Source organism: Pseudonocardia alni (assembly GCF_002813375.1).
In the GTDB taxonomy this organism is placed as follows: Bacteria; Actinomycetota; Actinomycetes; order Mycobacteriales; family Pseudonocardiaceae; genus Pseudonocardia; species Pseudonocardia alni.
Window position 1 is genome coordinate 527,434 of the sequence record NZ_PHUJ01000003.1, and the last position, 13,613, is coordinate 541,046.

The window sequence follows — 13,613 nt, forward strand, 5'->3', positions numbered from 1 at the left end:
CTGCGCCCGCGGGCCCGTGCGGGACTGGGGAGAACTCCTTCCGGCTGGGCCCATCGGGGGCGCACCGCGGAGGTTATCAGCGCAGGGCCGCGTTGCCGATGTCCTGCGCCGCCCGCAGCCCCGGGCCGACCGCGACCCGTCCGGCGAACAACTCGTCGAGCGCGGGCTCCATCGCCGTCGTCGCCGCGCCCACCTTCGGGCCGGACGGGGCCGGGGTCGTCGGGCCGTCCGCGACGAACTCCCGGGTGTCGACGCCGCGCCGGGCCCAGTAGTCGAACCAGCCCCGCTGGGCCGGGGTGACCGCGGGCAGTCCGGCGCCGCTGTCGCCGACCGGGGCGGCGCCCTCGGGCGAGCCCAGCCAGCGCAGCACCCGCAGGATCTCCGGACGCTTCGGACTGTCGGCGTTGCCGGCGGCGACGATGCTCGACACCACGCTGACCCGGCCCCGCGGGCCCTCGACCATGGGGGCGACGCCCCACTCGAACGTGGCGCCCTCGGCGATGTTGGCGAGGTTGTAGGTGCCGCTCTGGAACAGCGCCATCCGCCCCTGCAGGAACTGGTCGCGGCTGAAGTCCGGGTTCTGGTTCGTGTCCGCCGCGGACGGCGCCACCCGCTCGGTGTTGATCATGTTCACCAGGTAGCCGAATGCCTCTTCGCCCGCGGGTGTCGCGATGTCGAAGGTCTCGTCGGGCGCCTGGAGCCGCCCGCCTGCCGAGCCGAGGAAGTCGACGTAGATCGCCTGCAGGTCCCGGGCGGCGTTGAAGCCGTACTGGCGCACGGTGCCCGGGTCGAATCCGGGCGTGCCGGCGCTGCGCCCGGCGGCGTCACGGGTCAGCTTCCGGGCCGCGGGGAGCAGGGTGTCACGGGCCGGGTCGGTGGGGTCCCAGCGCAGTGCGGCCGGGTCGACGCCCGCCGCGCGGACGAGGTCCTTGTTGTAGAACACGGCGATCCGCCCGTCGGTCACCACCGGGACGCCCCACAGGGTCCCGCCGCGGGTGTACTGCTCGGCGGCGGCGTCCACCCAGCCGGCGCGCTGGTCGGCGAGCGCGGCACCGACGTCGATCAGCTTCCCGGCGTCGGCGAACGCCCCGAAGTTCGAGGAGTTGACCCAGTAGATGTCGGTCGCGGTGCCGGACGCGACGTCCAGCGGCAGCGAGGTGAAGTAGTCCGAGAACGGAACCTGCACGAGCTCGACCCGGATGTCCGGGTTGGCCCGCGAGAACGCGGCGAACGAGCGCTCGTAGGCCGCTGCGACCTGGGTGTCCCACAGCCGCAGCGTCACCGTGGTCACGCCGTCGGCGTCGTCGTCGAAACGGGACGCCGGTGAGCACGCCGCCAGCAGCAGCACCCCGACCAGCGCCAGGGCGGCGCCCATCCGCCGTCTCACCGGAACCCCGTGATCGTGATCGAGCGGACCACGCTGCGCTGGAACACCAGGAACAGCACGATCAGCGGGACGATCGCGACCGTCGTCGCGGCCATGACGACCGGCCAGTTCCCGTTGTACTGCGTCTGCAGGCCCGCGGTCGCGACGGTCATCACCTGCCAGGTCCGGCCGGAGGTGATGACCAGCGGCCACAGGAAGTTGTTCCAGTGCGTCACCACGGTGATCACCGCCAGCGTCGTGAGGATCGGCCGGCTCACCGGCACCACGACGTGCCGCAGGATCCCGACCGTCCCGGCGCCGTCGAGCCGGGCGGCGTCGATCAGGTCCTGCGGGATGGTCCGGAAGTGCTCACGCAACAGGAAGATCGCGAACGGCGACCCGAGCACGTAGGGCAGCACCAGCGCCCAGAACGTGTTCCGCAGCCCCACCTCGGTCATCATCAGGTACAGCGGGATCACCGTCACCGCCTGCGGCACCATCAGCGTCCCCAGGTACACCCAGAACAGCGCGTCCCGGCCGGGGAACTCCAGCCGCGCGAACGCGTACGCCGCCAGCACCGAGAACAGCAGCTGCCCCACCAGGACGACGACCACCACCTGGGCGGTCACCGCGATCGGGGTCACGAAGTCGTAGTCCCGGCCGAACAGGGTCACGATGTTCTCCACCGTCGGCGGGGCCGGCGGTGACAGCACCGGCGTCGACGCGAACTGCCGGGTCGTCTTCAGCGCCGTCGTCACGCTCAGCACGAACGGCGCCAGCGTCGCCGCCGCGCCCACCAGCAGCGCGACCAGCACGGCCGCGTCGACGAGCCTGTCCCGCCTCACGTGTCGAGCTCGTAGGTCGTGCGACGGCTGAACCACCGCTGCTGGGCCATGGTCACCACCACCAGGATCACGAACAACACCACCGCCATCACCGCGGCCTGCCCGACCGCGCGGTTCTCGAACGCCTCGTAGTAGATCCGCCCCGCGACGACGTCGGTGACACCCTGCGGGCCGCCGTTCGGCGTGAGGGCGTACACCGAGTCGAACACCTGGAAGCTGGAGATCACCCCGGTGACCAGCACGAAGAACAGTGTCGGGCGCAGCAGCGGCAGCCGGATCCGCCAGAGCAGCTGCCACGCCGAGGCCCCGTCGAGCCGGGCCGCCTCCACGATCGTGTCCGGGATGGCGCGCAGCCCGGCCAGGAAGAACAGGGCGACGTAGCCGACCTGGGTCCAGGCGGTCACCGCGGCGACCGACGGCAGCGCCAGCGCCGGGTCGGCCAGCCACTCGACGCGGATCCCGAGCAGCGCGTTGAGCGCGCCGTCGGTGGGGGACAGGATCCACCGCCACACCACGCCCAGCACCAGCGGCGCGCAGATCCACGGCAGGACGAAGACCACCCGGAACACCGTCGTCCCGGGCAGCCCGCGGTCCAGCAGCAGCGCCGCCGCCAGTCCGAGCACGGTCTGCACCGGGATGACGATGAGTACGAAGAACGCCGTCACCAGCAGGGACCGCGCGAACCGGCCGTCCGCGGCGACCGCGGCGACGTTGTCCAGCCCGACGAAGGTCCGCGGCCCGACCAGATCCCACCGGAACAGCGCCAGCCCCAGCACGATCAGCACCGGGAGCAGCAGGAACAGCACCACGCCCACCAGGCTGGGGGCCAGCAGCAGGTACGCGGTGCGGGTGTCCCGCCGGGACCGGCTCACGTCCCGTGGGCGAAGCCCGCGGCCTCGCTCCCGCGGACGGGACCGGCCTGGCGGCGCAGCCGCTCCAGCAGCCGCGCCAGGTCGTCGAGCAGCAGCGCGGCCAGGTCGTGGCTGAACCCGTTGCGGACCACGATCCGCAGCGCCGCCAGGTCCTCCCGGTTCTCCGGGAACGTGTACGCCGGGACCAGCCATCCCGTCTCGCGCAGACCCGCCGACACGTCGAACACCGAGAACGGCTCGCCGTCGGCGACGGTGAACGCGAACACCGGCAGCTGCGAGCCGTCGGTGAGCAGCCGGAACGCGCCCGTCGCCTCGATCCGCCGGGCCAGCCCGGTCGCGATCTCCCGGCAGGTGCCCTGCACCCGGGCGTAGCCCTCGTGCCCCAGCCGCAGGAAGTTGTAGTACTGGGCGATCACCTGGCCGCCGGGGCGGGAGAAGTTCAGCGCGAACGTCGGCATGTCACCGCCGAGGTAGTTCACCCGGAACACCAGGTCCTCGGGCAGCGCGTCGGTGTCGCGCCACACCGCCCACCCGACGCCCGGGTGCACCAGGCCGTACTTGTGGCCGGAGGTGTTGATCGACGCCACCCGTGGCAGCCGGAAGTCCCACTCCAGGTCGGGGTCGCAGAACGGCGCGACCATCGCCCCGGACGCACCGTCGACGTGCACCGGCACGTCCAGCCCGGTGCGGGACTGCAGGTCGTCGAGCGCTGCGCACAGCTGCGCGACCGGCTCGTAGCTGCCGTCGAAGGTGGATCCCAGGATCGCGACGACGCCGATGGTGTTCTCGTCGCACAGTGCGACGGCCTCCTCGACGCCCAGGTGCAGCCGGTCGCCCTCCATCGGGACCAGCCGCGGCTCCACGTCCCAGTAGTTCGCGAACTTGTCCCAGCAGATCTGGACGTTCACGCCCATCACGATGTTCGGGCGGTCCGTCGGGAGACCCGCCGCCCTCCGCCGGTGCTGCCAGCGCCGCTTGAGCGCCAGCCCGCCGAGCATGCAGGCCTCCGACGAGCCCGTCGTCGAGCAACCGATCGCGCGGCCCGGGTCGGGGGCGTGCCACAGGTCGGCGAGCATCCGCACGCACCGCTGCTCCAGGTCCGCGGTCCGCGGGTACTCGTCCTTGTCGATCATGTTCTTGTCGAAGGACTCGGCCATCAGCCGCTCGGCCTGGGGCTCCGCCCACGTCGTGACGAACGTGGCCAGGTTCAGCCGGGCGTTCCCGTCGAGCATCAGCTCGTCGTGCACCACCTGGTAGGCGATCTCCGGGTGCATCCCCGTGTCGGGGATGCGGAAGCGGGGGATGTCGACGGGCTCCGCGGCGAAGACCGGGTTGACCGGGACCGCGCGGTCGTCGCCGCGGTCCTCCGAGGGTGAGTGCGCACCGGGCATGATCCGAACCTAGAACCGGACGGCCCGGTCCGCTCAGGTTCCCAGCAGCTTCTTCTGGACCTTGCCCATCGGGTTGCGGGGCAGGCCGTCGAGGAACACGACCTCGCGCGGCCGCTTGTGCCAGGACAGCTGCCCGGCGACGTGGTCGATGAGGACCTGGGCGTCGTGGCCGTCGCCGACGACGTAGGCGACGATCCTCTGGCCGAGGTCGGGGTCGGGGACGCCGACGACGGCGACCTCGGACACGGCGGGGTGGTCGAGCAGGACGGCCTCGATCTCGCCGGACCCGATGCGGTAGCCGCCGGACTTGATGAGGTCGGTGGACTCGCGGCCGACGATGCGGTGGAACCCGCCCGCGTCGCGGACGGCGAGGTCACCGGTGCGGAACCAGCCCTCGCCGGCCCAGCACTCGTCGTTCGCGTCCGGGCGGTTCAGGTAGCCGTCGAACAGCATGGGGCCGCGGACCTGCAGGCGGCCGACGGTCTCGCCGTCGTCGGGGACGGTGTCGGCGTCGGTCGGGTCGTCGGTGGCGGGGAGCAGGCGGGTCTCGGCGCCGGGGACGGGGAGTCCGACCCAGCCGGCGCGGCGTTCTCCGGAGGCGTGCGCGGACAGGGTGATCATGGTTTCGGTCATGCCGTAGCGCTCCACCGGCGCCTGCCCGGTGAGCGCGGCGATCCGGTCGAACAGCGATGCGGGCAGGGGCGCGCTGCCCGACACCAGCAGCCGGGCGCGGGACAGGGCGCGGGCGGCGTCGGGTTCGTCGACGATGCGGTTCCACACCGTCGGCACCCCGAAGTACATCGACGCCCCGACCGCGGCGTAGCGGGCGGGCTGCGGCTTCACGGTGTGCACGACGCGGGAGCCGCGGCGCAGTGATCCGAGGACGCCGAGGATCAGGCCGTGGACGTGGAACAGGGGCAGGCCGTGGGCGACGGTGTCGTCGGGGGTCCAGTCCCAGACCTCGTAGAGGGCGTCGAGGCCGGCGGCGATCGCGGCGCCGGAGAGCTGGGCGCCCTTGGGGCGTCCGGTGGTGCCGGAGGTGTAGAGCAGCATCGCGGTGGCGGCGGGGTCGACCGGGCGCGGGCCGATCGGCTGCGCCCCCGGTAGGACCACGGGGAGGTCGACGTCGTCGGGGCGTTCCCCGGCCCAGGCGGTGGCGCCGGAGTCGGTGAGGACGTGGCCGCGCTCGGCGGGCCCGGAATCCGGCGGCACGGGCACGACCGGCACGCCGGCGAGGATCGCGCCGGTGACGGCGACGACGGTGTCGATCGAGGCGGTCGCGTGCACGGCGACCGGGCCGTCGCCGGGGATGCCGGCGGCGAACCGGCCCGCCCGGTCGAGGAGCTCGGCGCGCGAGAGCACGTCGTCGCCGACGGTGACGGCGCGGTCGAGGTCGTGGCTGTCGGTGAGCGAGGTGAGGAACAACGTCGTTCTCCTGGTGGTGACGGGGTCAGACCGCCATGGCGGGCAGCACGAGGGCTCCCACCAGCGCGATCGGGCCGATGACGACCATGGACAGGCCCCAGCGGGTCAGCAGCGCGGTCATGCGGGGACGTTCCTGCTCGTCGACGGTGGTGGCGACCAGCGTCGCACCCACCGTCGAGAAGGGTGACACGTCCACGATGGACGAGCAGACCCCCAGCGCGCAGATCAGCGCCCAGCCCGGGATCCCGCCCTGCTGGACCAGCGGGATCGCCAGCGGCACCAGTGCGGCGAGGATGCCGGTGGTCGACGCGAACGCCGACACCAGCCCGCACACCGCGCAGACCACCAGGGCGGCGAGCAGCGGGACGGTGAGGCTCGCGGCGAGGTCACCCAGCAGGTCGACCGAGCCGATCTCCTGCAGCACACCGACGTAGGTGATGATCCCGCCGACCAGCAGGACGGTGGACCAGTCGATCTCCTTCAGGGCGCCGCGGCCGCTGTCCGGGTCGATCAGGGTGAGCGCCGCGCCGAAGGCGAAGGCCAGCACCCCGACGTCGGGCTCGGCGCCGAGCACCGCCAGCACGACGACCGCCGCGACCAGGCCGAGCATCGCGACGACGGTGATCCAGTGCGTCACGCGGAACGGCTCGCGGGCCGGGGGCTCCTCGTCACCGGGCACCTCGGGCCCGGCGCCGCCGCCCGTCGTGACCGGGACGCGGCTGCGGGCGGAGAACATCAGGTAGGACGCGCCCAGCAGCACCAGGTTCGCGATGATCGCGACCGCGAACAGGGTCAGCGGGTTGAGGGCGATGCCCGCCGCCGACGCCGTCCCCCAGGTGACGATCCCGAACAGCGACGTCGGCGCGAACCCGCCCGCCGACAGCCCGGTGCCGATCGCCAGCGCCATCAGCATCGGGTCCATCCCGCGCCGGTGCGCCACCGTCATCCCGATCGGCGCCATGACCAGCCCGCCCAGTGGCGAGCCCATCGCCGACACCACACCGGTGAGCAGGAAGAACGTCAGCGGCAGCGCCGCGGTCCGGTCGCCGACGACGACCAGCGCCCGGTCCACCAGCCGGCCGATGGTGCCGTTGGACTTCGCGATCCCGAAGAAGAAGGTCACCCCGACCAGCAGGACCAGGATGTCGACCGGGAAGCCCGCGACGATGTCGTCGAGCGGCAGGCCCGCGACGAGCAGCCCCATGCCGGCGGCGGCCGCGAACATGACGATCCCGATGTGGGACCGGCGGACCTCGGCGATCACGAAGACCGCCGCGAACACCACCAGCGTGATGACCTGCACCGCCATGCCTACCCCCGTTGGTACGCGCTTGTCGTATCGGTCCACCCAGTGGCACAGTGGTGCGCACAGTGGACCGCCTGGAGCGGACACTAGGTCGCCCGAACGGGGAAGGTCAACACCGACGATGGCTCCGACGAACAGCGTGGTGACCGCGGTCCGCGTCCTGGAGGCGGTGGGGGAGCGTCAGCCCGTCGGGCTGTCGGACCTGGCCCGGGCGGTCGCGTTGCCCAAGAGCACCGTGCAGCGCACCCTGCGCACGCTCGCCGAGGTCGGGTGGTGCGTCACCGACGACACCGCACGCTGGCGGCTCACCTACCGTGCGTTCGCCGTCGGCAACCAGGCCCGCGACGCCGGCGGCCTGCGGGCGGTGGCGGTCCCGGTGCTGCACGAGCTGCAGCTCGCGACGGGGGAGACCGTGCACCTGGCCGCCCCGGACGGCCGCGAGCTGGTCCTGCTCGAACGGCTCGACACCGCGCACCGGCTGCGCGCGTTCCTGCCGTTGGGCCACCGCATCCCGCTGCACGCCTCGGCCACCGGCCAGGCCTACCTCGCCGCCTGCACCCCGGCGGAGGTCGACTCCTACCTCGCCGGCCCGCTGGAACCCTCCACCCGGCACACCGTCGTCGACCCCGACCTGCTGCGGGCCCGGATCGCCGAGGTGCGCGAGCGCGGGTGGTCGGTCAATCCCGAGGGGCTCTCCGACGGCATCGCCGCGGTCGGCGCCCCCGTCCTCGGTCCCGACGGCCGTCCGGTCGGGGCGCTGTCGGTGTCCGGCCCCACGGTGCGCATGTCCGAGGAGGTCTTCGACGACCACGGCCGCGCCGCCGCCGACGCCGCCCGGCGCATCTCCCGCGACCTGGGGGCCCGCCCGTAGGAACGACCCGCAGGAACGACGGAGCCCGCCCCCTCGGTGAGAGGACGGGCTCCGTGTGGTGGTGGGTGCTGTGCGCGTCAGCTCTTCAGCATGCCCCGCAGGACGTACTGCAGGATGCCGCCGTTGCGGTAGTAGTCCGCCTCACCGGGGGTGTCGATGCGGACCTTCGCGTCGAACTCGACGGTCTCGCCGGAGTCCTTCGTCGCGGTCACGTGCACCGACTTCGGGGTCTTCCCGTCGTTCAGCTCGGTGATGCCGGCGATGTCGAAGGTCTCGGTGCCGTCGAGCCCGAGGCTCGTCGCCGACTCGCCGTCCGGGAACTGCAGCGGGACGACGCCCATGCCGATCAGGTTCGAACGGTGGATCCGCTCGAAGGACTCGACGATGACGGCGCGCACGCCCAGCAGCGCGGTGCCCTTGGCCGCCCAGTCACGCGAGGAGCCGGAGCCGTACTCCTTGCCGCCCAGCACGACCAGCGGGGTGCCCTGCGCGGCGTAGTTCTGCGCGGCGTCGTAGATGAACGACTGCGGCGCCCCGTCCTGGGTGAAGTCGCGGGTGTAGCCACCCGAGACGTCGTCGAGGAGCTGGTTGCGCAGCCGGATGTTCGCGAACGTGCCGCGGATCATCACCTCGTGGTTGCCGCGCCGCGAACCGAAGGAGTTGTAGTCCTTCTTCTCGATGCCGTGGGAGTCCAGGTACTCCGCGGCCGGGGTGCCCGGCTTGATCGCACCGGCCGGCGAGATGTGGTCGGTGGTGACCGAGTCGCCGAGCAGCGCGAGCACACGGGCGCCGGAGATGTCGGTGACCGGGTCCGGCTCGCCCTTCATGCCCTCGAAGTACGGGGGCTTGCGGACGTAGGTGGACTGCTGGTCCCACTCGAAGGTCCGGCCCTCGGGGGTGGGCAGCGCGCGCCAGCGGTCGTCGCCGCGGAACACGTCGGAGTAGCTCTTGGTGAACATCTCCGAGGTGATGGAGGAGTCGACGACGTCGTTGATGTCCTCGGTCGAGGGCCAGATGTCGCGCAGGAAGACGTCGTTGCCCTCGGAGTCCTGCCCCAGGGGCTGGTTCTCGAAGTCGAAGTCCATCGTCCCGGCCAGCGCGTAGGCGATGACCAGCGGCGGCGACGCCAGGTAGTTCATCTTGACGTCGGGGTTGATCCGGCCCTCGAAGTTCCGGTTGCCCGAGAGCACCGAGACGACGGTGAGGTCGTTGTCGTTGACCGCGGCCGAGATCTCCTCGGGCAGCGGGCCGGAGTTGCCGATGCAGGTGGTGCAGCCGTAGCCGACCAGGTTGTAGCCGAGCTTGTCGAGGTAGGGCCAGAGACCGGCCTTCTCGTAGTAGTCGGTGACGACCTGGCTGCCCGGGGCCATCGAGGTCTTGACCCACGGCCTGGTGGTCAGGCCCTTCTCGACGGCGTTCTTGGCCAGCAGCGCCGCGCCGAGCATGACGCTGGGGTTCGAGGTGTTGGTGCAGGAGGTGATCGAGGCGATCACCACGGCGCCGTGGTCGAGCACGAACTCACCGCGCGAGTCGGACTTCACGGTGACCGGCTTGGACGGGCGGCCCTCGCAGCCGTCCGCGGCCGACATGACGACCGGCGCCGCGTCGTCGTCGGCGAAGGAGAGCGCCGGGGCGTCGCTGGCAGGGAAGGACTCGTTCGACGACTCGTCGACGCCGGCGAGCGGGCTCGGGGCCACGTCGTCGTCGGTGTAGTCGTGCACGGTCTTGCGGAACGCCGGCTTGGCGTCGGTCAGCTCGATGCGGTCCTGCGGGCGCTTCGGGCCGGCGATCGACGGGACGACCGTCGAGAGGTCGAGCTCGAGGGTCTCGGAGAAGACCGGCTCGTGCTCCGGGTCGTGCCAGAGACCCTGCTCCTTGGCGTAGGCCTCGACCAGCGCGATCTGCTCGGCCGAGCGGCCGGTCAGCTTCAGGTAGCGGACGGTCTCCTCGTCGATCGGGAAGATCGCCGCGGTCGAGCCGAACTCCGGGCTCATGTTGCCGATGGTGGCGCGGTTGGCCAGCGGCACCGCGCCGACGCCGGCGCCGTAGAACTCGACGAACTTGCCGACGACGCCCTGGCGACGCAGCATCTCGGTGATCGTGAGCACCACGTCGGTGGCGGTCACACCGGTCGGGATCTCGCCGGTTAGCTTGAAGCCGAGCACCTGGGGGATGAGCATCGAGACCGGCTGGCCGAGCATCGCGGCCTCGGCCTCGATGCCGCCGACGCCCCAGCCCAGCACACCCAGGCCGTTGACCATGGTGGTGTGGGAGTCGGTGCCGACCAGGGTGTCCGGGTAGGCCTGACCGTTGCGGGGCATGACCACGCGCGCCAGGTTCTCGATGTTGACCTGGTGCACGATGCCGGTGCCGGGCGGGACGACCTTGAACTCGTCGAAGGCGCCCTGGCCCCAGCGCAGGAACTGGTAGCGCTCCTTGTTGCGCCCGTACTCGAACTCGATGTTGCGCTCGAACGCGTCGGCGGTGCCGAAGAAGTCGATCATGACCGAGTGGTCGATGACCAGCTCGGCGGGCGCGAGCGGGTTGACCTTGGACGGGTCGCCGCCCATCTCGGTCACGGCCTCGCGCATGGTCGCCAGGTCGACGACGCAGGGCACGCCGGTGAAGTCCTGCATGATCACCCGGGCGGGGGTGAACTGGATCTCGGTGTCCGGGTCGGCCTGCGGGTCCCAGTTCGCCAGGGCGGTGATGTGGTCCGCCGTGACGTTCGCACCGTCCTCGGTGCGGAGCAGGTTCTCGAGCAGGACCTTCAGACTGAACGGCAGGCGCTTCGAGCCCTCCACCGCGGAGAGCCGGAAGATCTCGTAACCGGTGCCCCCGACGTCGAGTTGTCCTCGGGCGCCGAAGCTGTCGGTGCTGGCCACTTGGTGGTCCTCCCGTGGTGGTGGGCGGTCGCTATGTCCGGTGCGGTGAACGCGCCCCGCCCCGCGGGCCGGGGGTGCTCACCTGCGTCGTGCCGGAGTCTCGCGCACCGCCGTGCCGGCAGCAGCGCGGACCCTCGTACCGCAAATAGTACGCCTGTCCTATAAGCCTGGCGAGGCGGGTGTGGCCGGGGTCGCGGCGCCGTCGCGCGGGTGGCGTCCCCCGTGCGGTGGACGGGTCCGGTGTGTCGCACGGGGTTCGGGTGACACGAGTGGCACTGTTCCCAGTCGATTCCCCGTCGATCCCGCCCGCCCCATGGAAGGACCTCCCCGTGACGCGCCAGCCGTCGGCGACCCTCGTCGTGGTGGCCGTGCTCGTCGCGGTCGCGCTGGCCTCGCCCGGGATGGGCGCGGCCGCGACCGTCGTCGTGCCCGCCGCCGCGGTGCTCCCGGCCCAGCCGCCGCCCCCGCCGCCGCCGAACCCCGGCGACGACGAGCTGGAGCGCAGCCGCCAGTCGGTGCAGGACCGGGCCGCCGAGGTCGGCCGGCTCACCGCCCGCCTCGCCGAGCTCGACGCGCAGGCCGAGCAGCTGCAGATGCAGGTCGCGGGGCGCAACGAGGAGGCGCTCGCCGCCCGGGACACCGCCGACGCCGCCGGTCGTGAGGCCGAGACCGCCGCGGCCCGGGCCGCCGACGCCCGCGCCGCGACCGAGGCCGCGGGCCGCGCCGTCGACGACGCCCGGACCCGGATCGACGCCTTCGTCGGCGACGTCTACACCCACGGTCTCGACCTGGGTCCGCTCGGGCTGCTCTCGCGGGCGACCGACCCGCAGGACCTGATGGACCGGGCCCGGCTCACCGACGCGCTGAGCGAGGACCAGGCCGCGGTCCTGGAGCAGCTCCAGCAGGCCCGTATCGCCCAGGCCAACGCCGACTCCCTCGCCCGTGCGGCGCAGGAGGAGGCCGACCGGCGCCGCGCCGACGCCGAGCAGGCCTCCGCGGCGGCCGACTCCGCCGTCGACGAGGCCGTCGCGGCCGCCGACGCCCAGCAGATCCGGCTCGACGCCGTGCACACCGAACGCACCGACGTGCAGTCCCGGCTCGACGCCGCCGAGAACGCCGACGCCGGGCTGCGCGCCCAGCGTCAGCGCTACGAGGCCTGGCGGGCCGAGCAGGCCCGGCTCCAGGCCGAGGCCGACCGGCGGGCCCGGGAGGAGGCGGCGTCGCGGGTCGCGCAGGAGCCCGCGCCGTCGGACGGCCCCGCGCCGCGGCGCACCGGGTCGGCGGCGATCGAGACCGTGATCGACCGGGCGATGGCCCAGCTCGGCACCATCTACGCCTGGGGTGGCGGCAACTCGCGCGGACCGACCCGCGGGATCCGCGACGGCGGCGTCGCCGACGCCCACGGCGACTTCCGCAAGGTCGGCTTCGACTGCTCGGGGCTGATGCAGTTCGCCTTCGCCGGGGTCGGCGTCGATCTGCCCCGCTACAGCGGCAACCAGGCGAACGCCGGCCGGCTGGTGCCGATCTCGGACATGCGGCGCGGGGACATGCTGTCCTGGGCCGACGGCGGCCGCACCCACCACATCGCCATCTACCTCGGCGACGGGAAGATGCTCGAGGCCCCGTACTCGGGCGCGAGTGTGCGGGTCACCTCGGTCCGCTACGACGGCCTGAACAAGGTCACCCGGCTGCTCTGACGGCCGCGGCCTCGCCGGTCAGCTCGTCGAGCACCAGCCGCACCGCGGGCCGGGTCACCGCACCGCGGGTCACGGCCCGCACCAGGCGGGCGGCCCGCACCCCGGCGAGCGGGCGCAGTGCGAGCCGGGCGCCGTCGCGGTGGTCGGTGGAGTAGCGGGGCAGCAGCGCGACGCCGTGCCCGTGGGCGACGAGCTCCTCGGTGACCGAGAAGTCGTTGATCCGCTGCACCACCCGCGGCACGGTGCCGGTGACCAGTGCGAGCGAGTTGAGCACGTCGTCGACCGGCCACCCGACGGCGACCGAGATCCAATCGGCGTCGACGAGGTCGGACAGGTGCACCTCGGCGCGGTGGGCCAGCGGGTGGTCCGGGGGCAGGGCGACGTCGAGGGGCTCGCGCAGGAGCGGGTGCACGGTGAGCCGGCCCGTGCGCAGCGGGTCGAGCCGTTCGTCGTGGTGGGTGACGACGACGTCGGCGGCGGCCGCGGCGGCCGGTACGTCCTCCGGGCGCAGGTCGAGGTCACGGCAGGACAGCGCCAGCCCGGGGTGGGCCGACGCCCGGCGCAGCAGCCCGGGCAGCAGCAGCCGGGCCGCCGACGGGAAGAACACCACCCGGACCGTGCCCAGCGGCTGCTCGCGCAGGCCCGCGGTGGTCTCCTCCAGCCGGCCCAGCGCGTCGAGCACCTCCTGCGCCCCGTCGACGACGGCCCGCCCGGCCGCGGTGAGCCGCAGCCCGCGCCCGTCCGGTGCGGTCAGCTCCAGGCCCGCCTCCCGGGACAGTGCCTTGAGCTGCTGGGACACCGCGGACGGGGTGAAGTTGAGCGCCGCGGCGACGGCGGTGACCGAGCCGCGGTCGGCGAGCTCGCGCAGGATCCGGAGCCGCCGCACGTCCATGCAGAAAAGCTACAACATCGTTTCAGTTGTTGTCGCTGGTCTGCACGGTCTGGGGACGGCAGC

At 72.7% G+C, this 13,613-nt stretch carries 10 protein-coding genes; 2 read left to right on the forward strand and 8 right to left on the reverse strand.

Annotation, left to right across the window (positions count from 1 at the left end):
- Positions 1-76: 76 nt before the first annotated feature.
- From ATL51_RS03670 to ATL51_RS03695, 6 genes are read right to left on the reverse strand one after another with little or no spacing between them, the layout of a single operon-like run.
- On the reverse strand, positions 77-1,375 hold the full coding sequence (locus ATL51_RS03670) for an ABC transporter substrate-binding protein (RefSeq protein WP_100877665.1): 1,299 nt from the start codon (positions 1,373-1,375) through the stop codon (positions 77-79).
- An 8-nt stretch (positions 1,376-1,383) separates the two neighbouring features.
- Complete coding sequence (locus ATL51_RS03675; RefSeq protein WP_100877666.1) at positions 1,384-2,211, reverse strand: carbohydrate ABC transporter permease; 828 nt, start codon at positions 2,209-2,211, stop codon at positions 1,384-1,386.
- Positions 2,208-3,083, reverse strand: coding sequence for a carbohydrate ABC transporter permease (locus tag ATL51_RS03680; protein WP_100877667.1), 876 nt, complete (start codon positions 3,081-3,083; stop codon positions 2,208-2,210). Before ATL51_RS03680 ends, ATL51_RS03675 begins: the two co-directional genes overlap by 4 nt.
- Positions 3,080-4,474, reverse strand: coding sequence for a glutamate decarboxylase (locus ATL51_RS03685; protein WP_100877668.1), 1,395 nt, complete (start codon positions 4,472-4,474; stop codon positions 3,080-3,082). Before ATL51_RS03685 ends, ATL51_RS03680 begins: the two co-directional genes overlap by 4 nt.
- 33 nt (positions 4,475-4,507) lie before the next feature.
- Positions 4,508-5,899, reverse strand: a complete 1,392-nt coding sequence (locus ATL51_RS03690) for an acyl-CoA synthetase (RefSeq protein WP_100877669.1) — start codon at positions 5,897-5,899, stop codon at positions 4,508-4,510.
- Between the two features lie 25 nt (positions 5,900-5,924).
- Positions 5,925-7,208 carry an SLC13 family permease gene (locus tag ATL51_RS03695; RefSeq protein ID WP_100877670.1) on the reverse strand — a complete coding sequence of 428 codons (1,284 nt, stop codon included), beginning with the start codon at positions 7,206-7,208 and terminating at the stop codon, positions 5,925-5,927.
- 118 nt (positions 7,209-7,326) lie between these two features.
- Here ATL51_RS03695 and ATL51_RS03700 point away from each other — a divergent pair, with 118 nt between their 5' ends.
- The gene (locus ATL51_RS03700; protein ID WP_100877671.1) at positions 7,327-8,076 is read left to right on the forward strand and encodes an IclR family transcriptional regulator; all 750 of its coding nucleotides are present in this window, start codon (positions 7,327-7,329) and stop codon (positions 8,074-8,076) included.
- Between the two features lie 77 nt (positions 8,077-8,153).
- Here the strand turns inward: ATL51_RS03700 and ATL51_RS03705 are convergent, their stop codons facing one another.
- Complete coding sequence (locus ATL51_RS03705) at positions 8,154-10,961, reverse strand: aconitate hydratase (RefSeq protein ID WP_100877672.1); 2,808 nt, start codon at positions 10,959-10,961, stop codon at positions 8,154-8,156.
- 329 nt (positions 10,962-11,290) lie between these two features.
- Between ATL51_RS03705 and ATL51_RS03710 the strand changes: the two genes are divergently transcribed.
- On the forward strand, positions 11,291-12,658 hold the full coding sequence (locus tag ATL51_RS03710; RefSeq protein WP_100877673.1) for a C40 family peptidase: 1,368 nt from the start codon (positions 11,291-11,293) through the stop codon (positions 12,656-12,658).
- Here the strand turns inward: ATL51_RS03710 and ATL51_RS03715 are convergent.
- Positions 12,642-13,550, reverse strand: coding sequence for a LysR family transcriptional regulator (locus tag ATL51_RS03715; RefSeq protein ID WP_100877674.1), 909 nt, complete (start codon positions 13,548-13,550; stop codon positions 12,642-12,644). The genes ATL51_RS03710 and ATL51_RS03715 overlap by 17 nt on opposite strands.
- Between the last annotated feature and the right edge of the window lie 63 nt (positions 13,551-13,613).